11 protein-coding genes are annotated in these 18645 nt (G+C 37.3%); 6 read left to right on the top strand and 5 right to left on the bottom strand.

The features are described 5' to 3' along the window. The first annotated feature begins 82 nt into the window (after nucleotides 1-82). Complete coding sequence (locus V7K46_RS23950; protein WP_335117508.1) at nucleotides 83-217, top strand: hypothetical protein; 135 nt, start codon at nucleotides 83-85, stop codon at nucleotides 215-217. A gap of 21 nt (nucleotides 218-238) precedes the next feature. Here the strand turns inward: V7K46_RS23950 and V7K46_RS23945 are convergent, their stop codons facing one another. Beyond that, nucleotides 239-784, bottom strand: a complete 546-nt coding sequence (locus V7K46_RS23945) for an RNA 2'-phosphotransferase (RefSeq protein ID WP_335117597.1) — start codon at nucleotides 782-784, stop codon at nucleotides 239-241. A 57-nt stretch (nucleotides 785-841) separates the two neighbouring features. Continuing rightward, a complete protein-coding gene (locus V7K46_RS23940; RefSeq protein WP_335117506.1) occupies nucleotides 842-2170 on the bottom strand; it encodes an amino acid permease in 1329 nt (442 codons plus the stop codon). A gap of 592 nt (nucleotides 2171-2762) precedes the next feature. Here V7K46_RS23940 and V7K46_RS23935 point away from each other — a divergent pair. The 3 genes from V7K46_RS23935 to V7K46_RS23925 all read left to right on the top strand — a co-directional run bounded on the left by V7K46_RS23935 (nucleotide 2763) and on the right by V7K46_RS23925 (nucleotide 11973). Beyond that, nucleotides 2763-4013: a hypothetical protein gene (locus V7K46_RS23935; protein ID WP_335117504.1), complete on the top strand. Its 1251-nt coding sequence runs from the start codon at nucleotides 2763-2765 to the stop codon at nucleotides 4011-4013. A 103-nt stretch (nucleotides 4014-4116) separates the two neighbouring features. After that, nucleotides 4117-6426, top strand: a complete 2310-nt coding sequence (locus tag V7K46_RS23930) for an NAD(P)-binding protein (protein WP_335117502.1) — start codon at nucleotides 4117-4119, stop codon at nucleotides 6424-6426. A gap of 204 nt (nucleotides 6427-6630) precedes the next feature. Beyond that, nucleotides 6631-11973 carry a trifunctional serine/threonine-protein kinase/ATP-binding protein/sensor histidine kinase gene (locus V7K46_RS23925; RefSeq protein WP_335117500.1) on the top strand — a complete coding sequence of 1781 codons (5343 nt, stop codon included), beginning with the start codon at nucleotides 6631-6633 and terminating at the stop codon, nucleotides 11971-11973. 136 nt (nucleotides 11974-12109) lie between these two features. Here V7K46_RS23925 and V7K46_RS23920 read toward each other — a convergent pair whose 3' ends face one another. Then, the gene (locus tag V7K46_RS23920) at nucleotides 12110-13087 is read right to left on the bottom strand and encodes a threo-3-hydroxy-L-aspartate ammonia-lyase (RefSeq protein ID WP_335117498.1); all 978 of its coding nucleotides are present in this window, start codon (nucleotides 13085-13087) and stop codon (nucleotides 12110-12112) included. Between the two features lie 208 nt (nucleotides 13088-13295). Between V7K46_RS23920 and V7K46_RS23915 the strand changes: the two genes are divergently transcribed. Both V7K46_RS23915 and V7K46_RS23910 read left to right on the top strand, forming a co-directional pair. Next, on the top strand, nucleotides 13296-14108 hold the full coding sequence (locus V7K46_RS23915) for an SDR family NAD(P)-dependent oxidoreductase (RefSeq protein WP_335117496.1): 813 nt from the start codon (nucleotides 13296-13298) through the stop codon (nucleotides 14106-14108). A 752-nt stretch (nucleotides 14109-14860) separates the two neighbouring features. Next, complete coding sequence (locus V7K46_RS23910) at nucleotides 14861-15061, top strand: heavy-metal-associated domain-containing protein (protein WP_335117494.1); 201 nt, start codon at nucleotides 14861-14863, stop codon at nucleotides 15059-15061. 341 nt (nucleotides 15062-15402) lie between these two features. Here the strand turns inward: V7K46_RS23910 and V7K46_RS23905 are convergent, their stop codons facing one another. Continuing rightward, entirely contained in the window at nucleotides 15403-16362 is a 960-nt protein-coding gene (locus V7K46_RS23905; RefSeq protein WP_335117492.1) for a hypothetical protein, read from the bottom strand. Between the two features lie 677 nt (nucleotides 16363-17039). Continuing rightward, on the bottom strand, nucleotides 17040-18242 hold the full coding sequence (locus V7K46_RS23895) for an AAA family ATPase (RefSeq protein WP_334969003.1): 1203 nt from the start codon (nucleotides 18240-18242) through the stop codon (nucleotides 17040-17042). Nucleotides 18243-18645 lie beyond the last annotated feature (403 nt).

The raw sequence follows: 18645 nt of genomic DNA, 5'->3' as shown, positions 1-18645 counted from the left end.
GATAATTTTGATAACTCTATATCTATGACGCAAGCCTTGGGCACAAAAAAGCCATAATCCCGTGTAACCAAGCCTTTTAACCGTGGAATATGCTTTTTGGCATATTAGCTCAGAGCGATCGCGCCAAGCACAAATACTGGCAGAAGCTGTGGGTAGAACCAATGCTATCAAATACTCAAAACAAGGAAACAGTTCCTTTTTTGAGATTTCTAAATAAATCTTAACAACTTATTAAAATTCAAATTTTTTGTAGATACTCAGGTGGGACATGATCCACTAACCAAACACCATTAGCAGAACAATAGAAAATGTAACCCGCCTGATGCATTGCCGCAGCATATACAACAAAAACTACTGCTTTTCCATGTCTTGCACCAACAGTTTGTGCTGTTGCAATATCCTGCGATAAATGGACATGATGTCGTAACATTTTGCAAAGTCCTGTTTGCATAATTGCCTTTACAGATTTGTGTCCCGTGCCGTGATAAAGCTGATCTGGGGGAACAACAGATTCTAATTGTAAATCGACTTTTACACTATGTCCTTGGTTCGCACGAATCAGAGTCCCTGTAGAATCAAAAGAAAACCGTTGTTTCTCGTTGGATTCAACTACCGCCTCTAATTCCTGACGGTTAATCGGAAACTTGTTTTTAGCACAAGCAGTAAGTAGTTCATCAACAGCAACCCAACCAGCAGGAGCAAGTTTAATTCCAATTGCATCCGGTGTATGTCGCAGATATTTACTGAGATATTTGCTGATTTTGACGAGGCGAGAATCACTCATTTGATTATGTTTATCATCCATATAATACATTTAAAAGGTTTTATACTACATAAATTTTTATTGATGGTTTGACTGTATGGCAATTGGCAGAATTTGTCTTCCCATCATGGCTAATGCCACTCCAATCATCACAATGAGTGTCACCTTCCCACCAGGAACGAGTGATTGATTTATGCTATCTGAGTTTTCTTGTTCTTGACGTTGCTTCCAACTCATTAACGCCGGAATAATTCCACCGAGAACTGAGATACTAAATGTTCCAGTGTAATCTAAGGCAGTAAAAAAGATGGTGGGATTGAGGGTTCCCAGAGTCATAGGAGGGAAAAGAACCAGCGAATAGAGGGATAGGCGACTAGAAAGTTTGCCCTGTGTAATTAGGAAAATATCTTTGAACACATCCAGCAACCCGTATACAAATCCAATGAATGATGTAACGATCGCAAACTCTGAAAAAATGGATGTTAGCACTCCTAACCATTCCCCCACACCACCTGTTCGGAGAATTTGCAACGGATCAAAAACAGTTCTACCATCAGATGTGTCATGTAGGATATCAGGACTGACGCTTCCTAAAATTACGGCATTCCACGCCAAGAACATAATTAGAGGAATCACAGAACCAATAAAGATGGACTGACGAATTTTGTGGGCATCCCCTTCGAGTTGCGTCACAACCAGCGGCACAACGTTTTGGAAAAATAGCGCCACAGACATTACTGAAATGGCACTACCAAGGGCACTCCAATTCTGAAATAATAATTGGGCACTCTGAATGTGCCCTCCTACCAGAAATAATAGTCCCAAAAAGGAAACGATAACAATTCCGACAAAGGCGCTATTTAATTTCTCAATAAACTTTTCTCGCCCAAGATACATAATGCCACCAAATAAGAGCGTGAAAGTCGTTGTACCCACCCACTTTGGCAATATCTGCACATCCCAGACTTTTGCCGCCGCAGATCCTAAAATCTCTCCACCTTCAGCGATGTATGCCACCAAGAGAGCATAGTGCATAAATAAATATGCGCCGCCAGCAATTCGCCCTCCCAGCTTACCAAGGATCTTCTCAACAACTCCCAAAAAACCTATACTCGGACACCCTTCTGTTCGCATCGTGTTTAAGATCACTTCTGCAACCAATAACCCTGAAACTAAAGCGTAGAGCCAAACAGCAATCAGCCCAGATGTGGATGGCACAATACCAGACGGCAGGGTAACAGCTGGTAAGGCGAGAATCCCAGCCCCAATGGTGGTTCCCGCAATCAATGCAGTACTCCCCAATACGCTACCCGGTTGATGATTGAGTTTCTTTCCATCAAATTCGAGATGAGAAAACAACCGAGTGACTTGCTCTGAATCTTTGAGAACAGTCTTTATAGCAACCATACTGAATATCTGTACTTAAACAAAATTAACAATATTAACATATGTAAATATTATTCGCAAAAACCCTGATTTTCCTGCTTTTTTAAGCAAATTTTTGTGGTAAGTAAGCGTAGGCGTAGCCCGTCGTAGACATCGCTACTTGATCATCAACACAACTTTTAGACTATAAATGTCACTTATAGCACTTGATTAAGTTTTACTTTGGGCAAATGCATCCGTGCGATCGCGCCCTCTCCCCCAATGCTGTAGCCAATCGCCCCAAACCATCTAACCCCCCAAGAACATCGAAAGCCCTCTTGACATTGGCTATTGGATTGACACTGGTCGCGTTGGTAGTAAACCTTGTGCCAAGATTCGCTGTCTGAGCAATTTGTTAGAAAAGCCAGTGTAAAGGGAACACTTCAAATAAGACCCTCTGCTGAAGAATGATTGTCATTTATTTAACAGATTATCGGGTTTTAGTAAGGACAAATTAAAACTCCTTTGACACAATAGTACAGAAATACAGAGGTATCTAATATTCTCATATCTCTGTACATATGAATGACAAATAACTTGGTATAAAAATAACTTAGTAACTTAGAGAAACCCTATGAACACCAACAACCCTTTGCAGACAATGCAAACAAGTTTCCATACGGCTTTAGGCGCTGTTAGTGAATTTACTGCCCTACTTCAAGAACCCCAAAAACTCACAAATTACCTTACCCAAATACAACAAAAACCAGATCAATTGTTCCAAGATTTAGCGGTAAAAGGCAAAAATATGGAACAAGATATGAGTAGTTTTTTCAAAAATTACTTTTGGGGAGGTGGTAACAAATTACCATACCCCAAATATATAGAACGAGCAGATGGACAGGCGTTTAATCAACCCTACGAAATCAAAGGGACAAAAATGTATGCCTTTGCCGTTGAAGGTTCAATGGCGAAGTTGCAAGAAGTGTGTGATAAATATCTCAATGATCCTAATAACGGAGAGATTGAATATCGCCCAGCGATGAACTATCTCATCTTGACGTTCAACAAGATAGATTCTTTAACTTCTATCTATCCACCCGACTATGACAAAGGAACTGTGCATGAAGAAGAAGCTATCTTTTGGATGTTAACAGTAGTAGGTAAAAGAGTCGGGCCTTTATTCATTGCCGAACGCCTAGCTTGGTTCATGCCTTACTTGTACGTGAATAATTCTCCCATCCTAATTTCTGGTAGAGAAGTCTACGGCTTCTTTAAACAACTTGGCACATTTCAGATTCCTGACTTAAATCAAGAACCGGATTTATTGACCGTAGATACCTTAGTATTTAAAGAATTTTCTCCTACAAGTCAATCTATAGATGCGCGCCTGCTGGAAGTTCAACGCATCAGTACAGGAGATAAACATCAAGCTATCAAAACATGGGACACTTTTGAAGAAGCAGTCAGAGCGATCGCTAACTTATTATTCAACAATGACGAGATTGCCATTCCTGGCTTACAGTTACCCTTTAACCTCCTCGAATATCTCCTAAACAGAGTCGTCCCTCTGGTTACCCTCAAACAAATCCGCGACGTAGAAAACAGCAAAAAAGCCTGCTATCAAGCACTGATTGAATCCCCCATGCAACTACAAACCTTCTATGGCGGTAAACTCTTTGGCTTTAATGGTTTTGGCGATCAATTTCAATTAAAAATCAATAATTTTGCTAGCCAACCAATCGTCCAAGATTTAGGACTATATAAAGGTTATTCCGCAGGTAGTGAATCAGTAAATATCCCAGTAAAGCTTGGTTTTGTGCTGCATTTCGACTTCACCCTCAAAGATGGGCAAACCGTTTGGCAAGCACCACAGAAAAATTAGTGAATGCTGTTAGCGGATAGCTAAGGTTTCGCCCGTACTGATTAAATTATCTCCTCTGTCTTCTGCTTCCTTCTTCACCCTTACCACGTAAACAAAAACAAACATGTCTGAAATTTTTAAGCCAAAAAAGATCGCTATCTTAGGCGGTGGAATAGCATCATTAACCACCGCCTATGAATTAACCAGTCAACCAGGGTGGGATAGTCTCTACGACATTACTATTTATCAAACAGGTTGGCGTTTAGGTGGTAAATGTGCAACTGGACGCAATATCAAACCCCATGCACCTGATTATCAACCAGACTACCGCATCGAAGAACATGGACTGCACATTTTTTTTGGATTCTACGAAAATGCCTTTCGTCTACTCAAGCAATGCTATGACGAACTTGGTGGCAACGGGCCTTTCAGCACCATAGAAGACGCATTCAAACCCCACAGTTTCATCGTCTTAGAAGAATACATCAATCAAAATTGGGTAACTTTGCCTTTTAACTTCCCTACCAATTCTCTAGTTCCTTGGGAAGGTGGCGATATTTCTTCTCTTTGGGAACATATTTGCAGCACCATCAAATTCGTCATTCAGACTTACGCAGAAATTGAGAATTACGACCAGTTCCATCTTTACAAAAGTTCCTCAGCATCTCTTGCCAAACAAATAGCATTAGGCAAAGAGATAATGGAATTTTTATCAGATAGTAGTCTCTTGCAATTTCCTAGCCAGTTGATTCAGTTATTTTTCCAAGAGCCTAGTTTTTGGGGAAAATGGCTTAACAATATCAACCAATACATTGGCGATATCTTCCAAGACCTAGACTTTAATTCTGAAGGAATATTCTTAAATCTTGCCTACAATCTAGCTCAATCACTGCCTGAAAATACCAAAACTCAAAGACGTGAACATCACCAGTTAATTCTTAAGCTAATAGACCGTTTTAAAGAACATTTGATCCCTCAGATAGAATCTAAAAGTGGGCAAAATCCTGACATCTTTTGGCGTTTAACACTCATCGACCTAGCATTAGCAAACATTCGGGGTTTATTTGTAGATGAGGTAATTCATTTTCGTTCCCTAGACAGTTTAGATGAGTACAACTACACAGACTGGCTACGAAAACACGGAGCTAGGGAATCAAGTGTTAAATCAGCATTTATTCGTGTCTTATACGATTTAGTGTATGGTTTTCCAGAAGGCAATACCAATGAACCGCAACTAGCAGCAGGAACAGCTATCCGTATCCTCACCACTATGTTGTTCAAATACAATGGCGCAATCATGTGGAAAATGCAATCAGGGATGGCGGAGGTAGTGATCACTCCACTATATGAAGTGCTAAAGCGTCGCGGTGTAAAATTCAAGTTCTTCCATGTTGCCAAGCAGTTGCATTTGGATAAAGATCAGCAATCAATTGCAAGTATCACTTTGGCTCGCCAAGTAAATTTAAAAAACCCAGACCAAGAATATCAACCACTCATCAAAGTTAAAGACATTCGTTGCTGGCCTAGTGAACCTCTTTATGATCAGATTGTCGATGAAGAAGCCCAAAAACTCCAAGACCAAGAAATTAACCTTGAGTCATATTGGACACCTTGGCAGAATGTAGACAAAATTACCCTCACCAAAGGCGATGATTTCGATATTGTGTTGCTGGGAATTTCTATAGCCGCCTTACCCTCTATTTGCGGTGAATTGCTCCATGCCAAAAAAAATCCAGTGCATCAAAAATGGTACGATATGTTAACTCAAGTTAAGACAGTAACTACTCAAGGCGGACAAATATGGCTTAAGCCTACCTTACAACAATTAGGATGGCAACAATCTAGTCACGTGCTAGGAGCTTATATTGAACCACTTGATGTTTATGCAGATATGAGCGAGTTAATAGTACGAGAAAATTGGCCTTCTCAGCATTATCCTTACAGTGTAGCTTATTTCACCGGCGTAATTGCAGATCCAGGTATTCCTCCCCACACAGAATATGATTTTCCAGCTAAAGCCCAAAAAATAGTAGAGCAACAAGCAATTCACTTCCTCAATAATTACATCGGACACCTTTGGGCTAATCCTACTCACCCCAAAAATCCCCAAGGTTTGAATTGGGATTTACTAGTAGATTTTCAGAACCGTCAGGGAGTAGAACGCTTTAAAGCTCAATACTGGCGAATTAACATTAACCCATCAGAACGTTATGTACTTTCTGTACCTGGAAGTACCAAGTATCGACTCAAAACTGATGAATCTGGGTTTGATAACCTTTACCTAACTGGGGACTGGATTAACAACGGTTACAATTCTGGTTGCGTGGAAGCTACGGTAATGTCTGCAATGCAAGCAACACGAGCTATTCTACACCAATGCTTCCATATAAAATACACCAAAAAAATTATTGGTGAGTGGGATTCTTGGTTATAAAGGTATATTCAAATTAATGAAGTGCATTTTGACAAAATCAACAAAAATTAGGATTATTTAGGTTGCCAAAACCTAGATTATTTGGTGGTTCTATACATTTTTAATGTTTATTTTCTACCAAATTTAAAAATGTATTTATTATATAAATAATTAGGATCATCATTTATTCAATTTTAGAAATTGCTTCAATTATTAATATAACAAATGATTACATTATCTAATTACCAAATTATAGAATTAATTTATGAAGGAACCAAAACTACTGTTTATCGAGCCAGTAGAAATAAAGATAGTAAACTAGTAGTTATTAAACTTTTAAAAACAGAATACCCTGAGCTAAAAGATATAGCGGCATTCAAACATGAATATGAACTGCTCAAAAATTTAGATATTCCAGGAGTTATTAAAGCTCATAGCCTAGAAAAATACAACAATGGTTTTGCCATTGTGTTAGAAAACTTTGATGGTACTTCCCTTTCCAAAATTATCCAGGCAGAAAAAATAGAGTTACTTGATTTTCTCAATATAGGTATTCAAATTACCCAAACTTTAGGTGAATTACACCAAAAATATATTATTCATAAAGATATTAAACCACAGAATATTATTGTTAATTTAGAAAATCATCAAGTTAAAATTATTGATTTTTCTATCTCATCACTGCTTTTTGAAGAAAAACCCAAACTCAGTAATCCTGATTTGCTTGAAGGAACTCTAGCCTATATGTCTCCACAGCAAACAGGAAGAATGAACCGAACAGTTGATTACCGTACAGACTTCTATTCGTTGGGTGTAACTTTTTATGAAATGCTCACAGGTCAATTACCGTTTCAAGTAATTGATCCAATGGAGTTAGTTCATTGTCATATTGCCAAACAACCTACAACAGTAGATCAGTTAATCCCAGAAATCCCTCAAGTAATTTCTGCAATTATTATGAAATTCCTCAGCAAAACTGCTGAGGAAAGATATCAAAGTGCTTTTGGGATTAAAGCTGATTTAGAAAACTGTCTCAATCAGTTAAAGCAAACTAATTCTATAATCGAATTTTCGATTGGTCAGCAGGATCAGTCTAGCCAACTAAAAATTCCCGAAAAGTTGTATGGACGAGAAGCAGAAATAAATATCTTAATGACTGCTTTTGAAAAGATTAATCAAGGAAATAAAGAATTAATATTAGTTGCGGGTTATTCGGGGATTGGTAAATCAGCATTAGTGAATGAAATCCATAAACCTGTTATTAAAAACAGAGGCTATTTTATTGCTGGTAAATTTGAGCAATTTCAGCGCAATATTCCTTATGCTTCCCTGATTCAAGCATTTCAAGAGTTAATGCAGCAATTACTGACAGAGAGTGAAGTACAACTAGCAACTTGGAAAGTAAAACTTTTAGAAGCTCTAGTTCCAAATGCTCAAATTATTATTGATGTTATCCCTGAACTAGAACTGATTATTGGTAAACAACCAGAAGTACCACAACTAGCTTCAGCAGAAGCACAAAATCGCTTCAACTTGGTTTTTCAAAAGTTTATCAATTTGTTTGCTCAAAAAGACAATCCATTAGTTATATTTTTAGATGATTTACAATGGGCAGATTTAGCTTCATTAAAATTAATTCAGTTATTAGCTACAGATACTGACATTCAATATTTATTGATAATCGGAGCTTATCGAGATAATGAAGTTGATATTAGTCATCCTTTAATGTTAGTTTTGCAGGAAATTGAAAAAAATAGTAGCTCTGTTAAGATTATTCATTGTCAAAATCTAAAAATTGCTGATGTTTCTCAATTAGTTAGCGACACATTAAAATCTAATTTAGAGGGATCTAAAGAATTAGCAAAATTAATATTCAATAAAACTGCTGGTAATCCGTTTTTTATCAATCAATTAATCAAATTTATTCATCAAGAAAATCTACTTTTTTTTAACTTTGTTACTGGTCAATGGCAATGGAATATTCAGCACATTCAGACACTAAAAATTACTGATAATGTTGTTGAATTAATGATAGGTAAAATTCAAAAACTCAAAAACACTACACAAAACATTTTAAAAATAGCTGCCTGTATTGGCAATCGATTTAATTTAAATATACTCTCTTGTGTTAACGAAAAATCTGATAATGACACAGTATTAGATATTTGGGAAGCACTACAAGCTGGTTTAGTTATACCTTTAAGTGATAGTTATAAACTACCACAGCTATTAGATAATGTTGATATTTTTGTAATTGATTATAAGTTTCTTCATGATCGTGTGCAACAAGCAGCTTATGCGTTGATACCCGATGAGCAGAAAAAGGAGATTCACTTAAGTATTGGTAGGTTGCTATTAAAGAATATTGACGAAAGTTTACTCGAACAAAAAATATTCGATATTGTTAACCATTTAAATATCGGTAGTGAACTACTTTTTTCTCCAAAAGAAAGATATAAACTAGCTGAGTTAAATCTTATTTCTGGACGTAAAGCTAAGGATTCTGCTGCTTACGAATCTGCTGTAAAGTTTCTTAAAAAAGGTCTAAATTTACTTGCAGTTGATTGTTGGCAAACTTATTATGAATTAACTCTTGACCTTCATGTAGAAACCGTAGAAGCAGAATATTTAAATACAAATTTTGAGCAGGCGGAAGCATTATTTATCAGTGTCATAAGTAACAGTAAAAATATTCTTGATGCTGTTAAAGTATATGAGAAAAAAATTCAGTTTTATGTTGCTCAAAATCGAATGCGAGAAGCATTAGATTTAGATTTGCAGGTGCTAGAGATACTGGGAGTTTCATTGTTTCAAACTCCACCAGCAGAGCTAACAATTGAAGAATTAGTCAATCTGCCAGAAATGACTGATGCTCATAAGCTAGCTGCGATGAGGATACTAATGACAGCCATGCCTCCCGCTTATTTAGCAGATCCTGCACTTTTACCACTGATTGCTTTTACGATGGTTCATTTATGTGTGCAGTATGGCAATTCATCTTTTGCAGCTTATGCCTATGGTTTTTATGGGCTAATTTTATGTGGGCCTCTTAAAGATATTGAATCAGGATATCGATTTGGTAAATTATCTTTGCAGATTTTAGAGCAATTCAACGCTAGAGAAATTAAATCTAAAGTGTATGGATTATTTAATATTTTTGTTAGACATTGGAAAGAACATATTCAAGCAACTATAGAACCTTTACAAGATGGTGTTCAAAGTGGTTTAGATACAGGGGATATTGAGTATGTGGGTTACAATGGCTTATTAGTTTGTTGGCATCCTTTATGGGCTGGAGAAAATTTAGATATTCTAGAAAAAAAACTAGAACAATATATTAATTTAGCACACAAAATACAGCAAGAACATTTTACTGTTTGTTTGCTTATCTTAAAACAGATGGTAATTGAATTAGTTAAAACACAGGATAATACATCTTACTTAGAGGGTGAGAGTTTTAATGAATCAGTAATGCAGAGAATGGCAGGGAATATTACAGCCATCTTTTATGCTTATCTTGCCAAAAGTATTTTAAGTTATTTCTTTAAAGATTATGATCAGTCTGTTAAAAATGCTCAATTAGCACAACAGTATGAAGTTGCAGCTAGTGGGACTGCTTTTCTACCTCAATATAAGTTTTATTATTCTCTAGCATTGTTGGCTCTGTGTTTAAATACTACTTTCCAAACAGATCTAAAAACTGTTATGGAGAAAGTGGAAGAAAATCAAAAACAATTAAAAGAATGGGCGGCTCACGCACCTGTAAATAATCAGCACAAATATGAACTAGTAGAAGCAGAAAAAACACGACTTTTAGGACAAGTATTAGTAGCGATGGAACACTATGATTGTGCAATTCAAGGCGCTCATAATTCTGGATATATTCATGAAGAGGCGTTAGCTTATGAATGTGCAGCAGAATTTTATCTCAGTCTAGGAAGAAATGAATTTGCTTCCTTATACATGACAAAAGCACATTATGGTTATCGTCGTTGGGGAGCAGGTGCTAAATTTAAGGATTTGGAATTAAAATACCCAGAATTAATTACTAAAATTTCCCCGCACTCTCAAGTAGGGTTTACAAGTAATACTATTACTATTTCCACTATCAATGAAAAGTCAAGTGGACTAGATTTACTCACAGTTCTTAAAGCATCACAAGCTTTATCAGAAGTAATTCTACTGGAAAATTTGCTAGAAAAATTAATGGAAATTGTGATTGAGAATGCTGGCGCTCAGACTGGTATTTTGCTTCTAGATAAAGGAGGAAGATTATTTGTTGAAGCTCAAGCAAGTCTAGTCGAAGGTAATTTAATTGTTTGTCAATCTATACCAGTAGAAAGTTATCAAAAATTACCTATATCTGTAATTAATTATGTCACAAGAACCCAAATAGATGTATTTTTATCTGATGCCACTAACGAAGGAAGTTTTACGATAGATCCGTATATTATTGACTATCAAATTAAATCGATTATCTGTACTTGTATCGTTAATCAAGGCAAATTAATTGGTTTACTTTATTTAGAAAATAATTTAACAGTGGGAGCATTTACTTCCGATAGAATACGAATATTAAAAATCCTATTTTCACAAGCAGCTATTTCTTTAGAAAATGCACGACTTTACGCCAACTTAGAAGATAAGATACAGGAAAGAACTAGGGAATTAAATGAAAATAATGTGCGATTAAAGCAAACATTACACGAATTAAAAATAACTCAAAGCCAGCTTATTCAGACAGAAAAAATGTCCAGTCTTGGGCAAATGATTGCTGGTATTGCTCATGAAATTAATAACCCTGTAAGTTTTATTCATGGCAACCTAGATCACATTGAGGATTACACACAAGATTTACTTAATTTAATTAATATTTATCAAAATTTCTCTCCTGATGTTGCACCAGAAATTAAAAATTTTTTAGAAAAATTTGATGTTGATTTTATTAAAGAAGATATACCTAAAATTTTATCTTCTATGAGAATTGGCACGCAACGTATTGAGGAGATTGTGCTGACATTGCGTAATTTCTCTCGGTTAGATGAGGCCGACATGAAACCTGTTAACATTCATGAGGGAATTGAGAGTACCTTATTAATTTTGCAAAGCCGTCTCCAAGCCAAACCAGGTAAGCCTGCATTTGAGATTATCAAAAGTTACGGTAATTTGCCAAAAGTTGAATGTTATCCTGGGCAACTAAATCAAGTATTTATGAATATTATGAATAATGCGATTGATGCTTTGGAAAAGTTAAATAAGGAAAGAAAAGCAGAGGAAATTAAGAGCAATTCTAGCGCGATCGCAATTCGTACCCAAATAGTCAATGCTGATTCAGTCGTCATTTCCATTAAGGATAATGGGGTAGGTATGAGTGATAGTGTTAGACAAAAAATATTTGATCCTTTTTTCACTACTAAATCTGTAGGACAAGGTACTGGTTTAGGATTATCAATCACTTATCAAATCGTAGTAGACAAACATCACGGTACAATAGAGTGCATTTCTGCGCCTGGACAGGGCGCAGAGTTTATCATTCAAATTCCCCGTTGGCAAAAGCGGGTAATCTAGCATGAGATGTGTCAACCAAACATCTATGCACAGATTAATATTTCCAGGTTATGACCATTTGGATCGTAAAAATAGAAACCACGCTCTGCTTTCTGGGTTAACAGACACTTGATAAATTGGGCAGTATACACTCGGTTCAATACAATCCTACAGAAAACAATTTACCAACTTGTGACAAATCAACATTTCCACCGCTAATGATCACACCAATCCTCGCCTCTGGTGCTGTCACCACACCTTCGAGTAAGGCTGCTGCTGCAAGTACTCCAGTGGGTTCAACTACAATTTTCAGACGTTCCCACAAGAAAAACATGGTGCGAAGAATCGCTTCTTCAGATACCGTCACCATATTATCGACGTAATGCAGCACTAAGGGGAAAGTAATTTGACCAAGGCTAGGAGTCCGGGCACCATCAGCGATGGTATCAGGATTCTTGACGGTTTGCAGCATTTTGGTGTGAAAAGAGCGGGTAGCATCGTCGGCAAGTGCTGGTTCTACCCCGATTACTTTACAATTGGGTAACAATGCTTTGGCTGCGATCGCACAACCGGAAAGTAATCCGCCACCGCCACAACAAACTAATACTAAGTCCAATTGACCAACTTCTTGGATCAGTTCTAAAGCAGTTGTCCCCTGTCCAGCGACTACATGGGGATGATCGTAAGGGGGAATGAGTGTCAAAGAGCGCTCCTGTGCTAGATTTTGGGCTAATTCTTCCCGGTTTGTTTCTTGGCGATTGTACAAAATTACCTCTGCACCATAGCCACGAGTCGCAGTTTGCTTAACAGCGGGAGCATCATCAGGCATGACAATGGTGGTGGGAATATTTAGTAATTGTCCAGCTAAGGCGATCGCTTGGGCATGATTTCCTGATGAATAGGTGAGAACGCCTGTTTGTTTTTGTGCTACCGATAGTTGGGCTAGGGCATTGTACGCCCCTCTAAATTTAAATGCCCCGGTGCGTTGAAAGTTTTCGCACTTAAAGAACACTTGACTATTGGTGCGATCGTTAACAATTCTAGAAGTCAGCACAGGCGTGCGGTGGGCAATCCCCAAAATCCGCTCTTGTGCCGCTTGCACGTCAATTATAGCAACGGAATTATGCTGTGGCATTGATGACGATATGAAATATTCTTGCTCTTGTTTATATGGATACAGATTTTTATATTTGCGCTTAATATGCTGGATTGAAACATACTCATTTCAGGTGGATAGCATCATTCTTTGTCACCATAAAAATAGCTACAGCAAATATTATATATTGCTGTAGCTACTTTTATAAAAGTTAAATTCATTAACTCAAATTAGTCATTTTTGTAACATGAATCAAACATCTGAAAGTCGGCGAAAAAAAACTGCTCTAATTACAGGAGCGGCTAGTGGCATCGGCTATCAATTAACCCAGATTTTTGCTCGTCATAGTTATAATCTGGTGTTAGTGGATAATAATGAAGAAAAACTTAATGAAATTATAGATGAATTTCCGCAAAAATTTGGCATTTTTGTAAAAATTTTTGCTAAGGATTTATCTATCCCAACATCACCAGAAGAAATTTTCACAGAACTACAGCAAGCATCCATCAAAATCGATGTGCTGATTAACAATGCTGGTTTTAGTACTTATGGAGCATTTAACGAAACAGACCTCACCATTGAACTGAAAATGCTACAGCTAAATATAGGGAGTCTGACTCATTTAACTAAGTTATTCCTCAAGGATATGATCGAGCAAAACTATGGAAAAATATTAAACGTGGCCTCATCCGCTGCTTTTCAACCAGGGCCTTTAATGGCAGTTTATTTCGCTACTAAAGCCTATGTCTTATCATTTTCAGAAGCGATCGCTAATGAATTAGAGGGCACAGGTGTCAGCGTGACTGTTCTTTGTCCAGGGCCACCAGCATCGGAATTTCAACAAACAGCTGCAATAGAAGATTCAAAGATTGTTCGCATTAAGAGAATGATGGAGACGGAAACTGTTGCTAGGATTGGTTATCACGGCTTAATGACAAACAAAACTGTTGTCGTTCCTGGGATGAGAAATAAGATATTGACTGAGAGCGTCAGATTTACACCCAGAAATTTAGTTACAAAGGTCGTGAGAAGTATGCAGGAACTCAAAAAAAATAGGTAGCCCAATATCCTATACTATTTTCGGCGTTGCAGGGGAGGCAGTGCGTTGCGCGGGTTAAGAGCGTTATAGCAACTGCCGTGAGGCAGGGAAGAATTTTGGAAGTTGCTAAATCATCCCGCTTTCTTTGCAACCGCCCTATTTTCAAGTAAATCGCGGCAGTCCCTTTCCTCAACGCAACGAAGCAGAATAAGGAAGTGGATAACGGCATCCACTGAAAACCATAGGGGTCAACCGTTCAACACTCCTGCCACAACTGCATTACTGAAGGTTTTTGTTATCAAGCCCACAGTAGATATATGCCATAAGATAGCTGTTTTTTGGATATATATATGCTTTGAACGTTAGGCATAAGTACCTGGTGCATAAAAATAAGTTAAAAACTATAGATAAAAAGTTTTGTGACTTACGTATAAACGTTTGTATGTTCAGGTAGTGGTGTATGAATAACTATGTTGAACAGGAACGTCTATAGGAAAATCTGCAATCTCTAGTGGAGTCTTCAAAATAAACGAAAAAAGCGGGTTTTTAGAAGTTAGTAGTACTAAGTGGATTTTCATAAATCACTTTATAGATTTTGGCATTTATTTCATTTATTGCCTACAAATTATTCCAATAATTATTTAAGTATAGCTATTATTTATTACTAGCTTTTGGATGCCTAATTTCCTCACTCTAGTAAGATTTACATTCCCTATTTTAACTGTTATTATATTTATGAAATAGAAATTCCATCTGACGTAATGAGGTAAGTAATGGCGATTAAATTAAAAGTTCCGGATATCAAAGGTGATGAGTGCGCCAAGAAAATAACTAAATCTATTTTGACTATGGAATCTGATGCCAAAGTAGATGTGGACGTTAATGCAAAAACTGTAACTGTAAACGCTGCGGCTTCGGAAGAGACAATTAAACAGATAGTTCAATCTGCTGGTTATACAATAGAAGGCTATTAATTACATTTCTAAATTTCTGAGAAGATTTAGATCAAGTAATTTAGCCAGCACTATTGCTTATACCAATTCTTTGTGAAACCCCACAAAATCAGGCTTGGTAAGACAAGGGGCTTAAGCCCCTTGTTCTATACAACCTCATAGATAATTGGTATTAGCCATATATTCGCCCGGTTTCCGGGTGGAATATTATTAATTACTCTACTTCGGACATGCTTGAAATACTTGGCTTTCTGCCTAAGTTATAAGCTGTAACAGATACAGCTAAAGACAGTAAGATTTTGAAAGTATAGCTGTATATTTGTTTGCTCTAACAAAACTGTTAAATTTTCCAGTACTCCTTTTCAAGAACGAATTAACATGGGGTCATAAATTTGACATTCCTGAACCCCATAATTGCCCAGAATTAAACTAACCTGCTCAAGCTCATTGTCTGTACCACTAACGATGAGTATGTAATTGCCTTGAGCAATTTGCTCGTTGTAAAAGCGTGCCCACTCATCTCCTATTCCTAGCCTTATAGCGTCAAAGCGCTCACTTAAATTAACATCTATTGACCCAATCAATTGAGAAAAGTCTTTGCTAATTAAGGAAATCTGGTTTGCTGGAAAACCTGCGACATACATATCATTAATTGCCGCTTCAGCATTCTCTATATTATCAAAGTAACTAATAGCATACTTAGTCAAAATCCCACTTTTATTAGGAATAGTAGTAGCAGTTGTCGTGGTTAAATAATTTGTAGGTAATTGCTCACTGTTGAAATGCTCATAAATGCCAAACTCTTCAATACCCCAACGCTGTAGAATTGCTTTTACTGTAGCAATTTCTAAAGATGTACAATCCACGATTATTAAATAATGTCCATCCTCTACTCGCTCGTTATATGCTCTAGCTTGTTCTTCCGATATTCCCCAACCAACTAATGCACCAGCAAAAGTTCCAGTAGCAGCACCAATACTTGCGCCAACAAGGGTTGTAACCAAAGCAGTTGCGGCTGCCCCAGCCAGCATTATTGGCCCAACTCCAGGGATTGCTAAAGTACCAAGACCTACTAATAAACCAGTCAACCCACCAACAGCGCCCCCTGAAAGCCCTCCTACTGTTGCACCTTCGTCGGTTTTATCACCAGTGCGCTCTTTAATTTGATCATCGGCAATCTCATGATTGCGGTCTACATTCTGTACAACTACAGATACTTTTTCCATCGCCAAGCCAGAATCTCTCAACTCATATAGTGCTTGTTCTGCATCTCGACGATGAGTAAATACGCCTACAGCACGTTGATATTGACTTAAAACCATTATTACTCCTTGATAGCAGGGGAAAATTAATTCCGCACAAATCTAGTTTTTCATTACCTGTAATCTTAAATCAATACCTTTGACACAAACTGCTAAAACATCAGTTTCTCCTGCCATGCTTGGCAACTTTTACCCCTGCTGCTACGGCAACAAAAGCAACAGCAGTAGAAATCTTAAAAGTTGAAGCGCCATTAACTCCGTTAACGAGTCTTTGATACTCGTGAACGAGTCTTTTAACTCCGTTAACGAGTCTTTGATACTCGTGAATGAGTTTTTTAGCTCCATTAACGAGTCTTTGATACTCGTGAACGAGTCTTTTAGTTCCGTTAACGATGTCTTTAAACTGGTGAACGAGTCTTTTAGCTCCGTTAACGATGTCTTTAAACTCCGTCGTCGAGTATCAAAGCTTCATTTTTTTAGGTTGGAGATTCTAGCAATAAGTAATGGTTTACAGAAAGACACAAATTAACCATGAGCGATAAACCATAAGCGTTGACCTGACTTTTCACGGTAATTGGAAAACCTCATTTCTATTTCTCTTAGGACTTACGCATAACTCTCTGAAACTCTTATTCCTTTGTGTCCAACTCTTAGAGACGCTGCGCGAATGCGTCCTTCTCTACGAGACGCTGCGCGAATGCGGTTCGTTTTTTCATTATTTTGCGTAGGTCCTGTCTCTAAACAAATAGTTGCGTAAACTCATATATTAAATCCACCCTGCCCTTACGTAACATGGCTGGATCTAATCTTTCAGTAGTGTTACAAGTCATCAAAACAACTAACCGTTGCTGCATCTGAATACCAGACTCATCGATTACACTCTGATACAAAGTGCCATCCAGTAAACTCAGAATGTGTTCGGTTTTGTTATTGTATTGCGCTACCTCAGAAGCACGATTTTGCGCTAGATTATCAGCTTCGTTAATAACGATACAAATACGCTCTATGTAAGTTGGTGGGACAAAGTTAGCGATCGCATCATGATCTAAAATAAAAATTACATATCCTAAAGGTACAAGAATTTCTTTTGCTACTGCCTGTGTCCAGACTGTTTTACCTGTACCTGGTTGCCCATGTACAACAACCGCTAACTGGTTTTGATTAAGAATCGCCTGCTGTACAGAATCAGTAAAGTTTTGGATATCTGCGGGAAATGTGCGAATGGGAAATTGACTGTGAACTTTGCCTACACGACTTTGATATCCACTCAGCATAACTGCTAGGTCGTAAGTTGCTTTGTTAATTAATGGTGCCAGATTTTTCGCCATTAAAGTATATTGTCGTCGTCCGCGATCGTAGGGGTCAATTTGCAACCAAACGTCATCCTTCGACCAGTAAGCATAAACAGTATTGATAACGTCTAAACGTTCCCAGTTCACAAATTTATCTATAGGAAAATAAAAATCTCTTTCTGAATAATACTGAGTAATGATGTCGGGATTACCCAACACATGTAAAACTCGCAGTACAGTAATTTCTTGCAGTCGGTTAAGAACATAATCAATGGGAATGCTACTACGACTGACAAATTGGACGATGGGCGTTTCCGTACTCAAAACATCTTTGTAGCGATGATCTGGTGATTGAGGATCTGGCGTAATGTAATTCCAAAACTTTTCAACTTCGTAGCGGGTATTATCAGATACAATATTTAATAAATTAGCCCACCAAGCATAATTATTTCGTCCCAAAATATCAGCAACATTACTCGCTAAATTCAAACTTTTTTGAGTTAATTCCCGGGAGTCACTGTACAACAGTTGCCACAAAAACTCCCAGTCTAATTCTCGGTTAAACGGTCGCCAACCACTAGCAAGCAAGCTTTGCCGGGTATTATTTGTAGGAGTACCTTCATTGCTTCTAAAATAGTCAAAATCCATATTTGTCAGTTATGCAGCGTTAATCGAGTTATTTTGGGTGAAGTATGAGATTTTGAAAAAGTTTTTTCGTAATATCAACTAATTGCGTACAAATGGTAATTTTATTTCCACCGTGCTGTACTGGGTAAGAAGTCTTTTTAATCTAACTCATTCTTTATGTATTATACTATAATACATAAAAACTACCTACGTCAACTTTTTTGACAAAGCAATTGGTAAGTGGAGATTTACTTTTAGCTATTGATGTACCTATGCCATTTATGCATCTCTAGATGAGGACTAATATCATGCCCGTGGAATTATTTAGAATATAAAGCACGTAGCCTCATTTTTGCCTGACGCCAAAGTTCTTCTTACGTGAATTCGACGACTCATATAGTGTCCATCTAATTAGCTTAATTAC

The organism is Nostoc sp., assembly GCF_036917395.1.
In the GTDB taxonomy this organism is placed as follows: domain Bacteria; phylum Cyanobacteriota; class Cyanobacteriia; order Cyanobacteriales; family Nostocaceae; genus Nostoc.
This window is presented reverse-complemented; position numbering and strand designations above follow the sequence as displayed.

Bases quoted from the DNA above. Each gene is read 5' to 3' on its own strand.
- V7K46_RS23945 (WP_335117597.1), bottom strand. From the start codon at position 784: ATGAGTGATTCTCGCCTCGTCAAAATCAGCAAATATCTCAGTAAATAT.
- V7K46_RS23940 (WP_335117506.1), bottom strand. From the start codon at position 2,170: ATGGTTGCTATAAAGACTGTTCTCAAAGATTCAGAGCAAGTCACTCGG.
- V7K46_RS23935 (WP_335117504.1), top strand. From the start codon at position 2,763: ATGAACACCAACAACCCTTTGCAGACAATGCAAACAAGTTTCCATACG.
- V7K46_RS23930 (WP_335117502.1), top strand. From the start codon at position 4,117: ATGTCTGAAATTTTTAAGCCAAAAAAGATCGCTATCTTAGGCGGTGGA.
- V7K46_RS23925 (WP_335117500.1), top strand. From the start codon at position 6,631: ATGATTACATTATCTAATTACCAAATTATAGAATTAATTTATGAAGGA.
- V7K46_RS23920 (WP_335117498.1), bottom strand. From the start codon at position 13,087: ATGCCACAGCATAATTCCGTTGCTATAATTGACGTGCAAGCGGCACAA.
- V7K46_RS23915 (WP_335117496.1), top strand. From the start codon at position 13,296: ATGAATCAAACATCTGAAAGTCGGCGAAAAAAAACTGCTCTAATTACA.
- V7K46_RS23910 (WP_335117494.1), top strand. From the start codon at position 14,861: ATGGCGATTAAATTAAAAGTTCCGGATATCAAAGGTGATGAGTGCGCC.
- V7K46_RS23905 (WP_335117492.1), bottom strand. From the start codon at position 16,362: ATGGTTTTAAGTCAATATCAACGTGCTGTAGGCGTATTTACTCATCGT.
- V7K46_RS23895 (WP_334969003.1), bottom strand. From the start codon at position 18,242: ATGGATTTTGACTATTTTAGAAGCAATGAAGGTACTCCTACAAATAAT.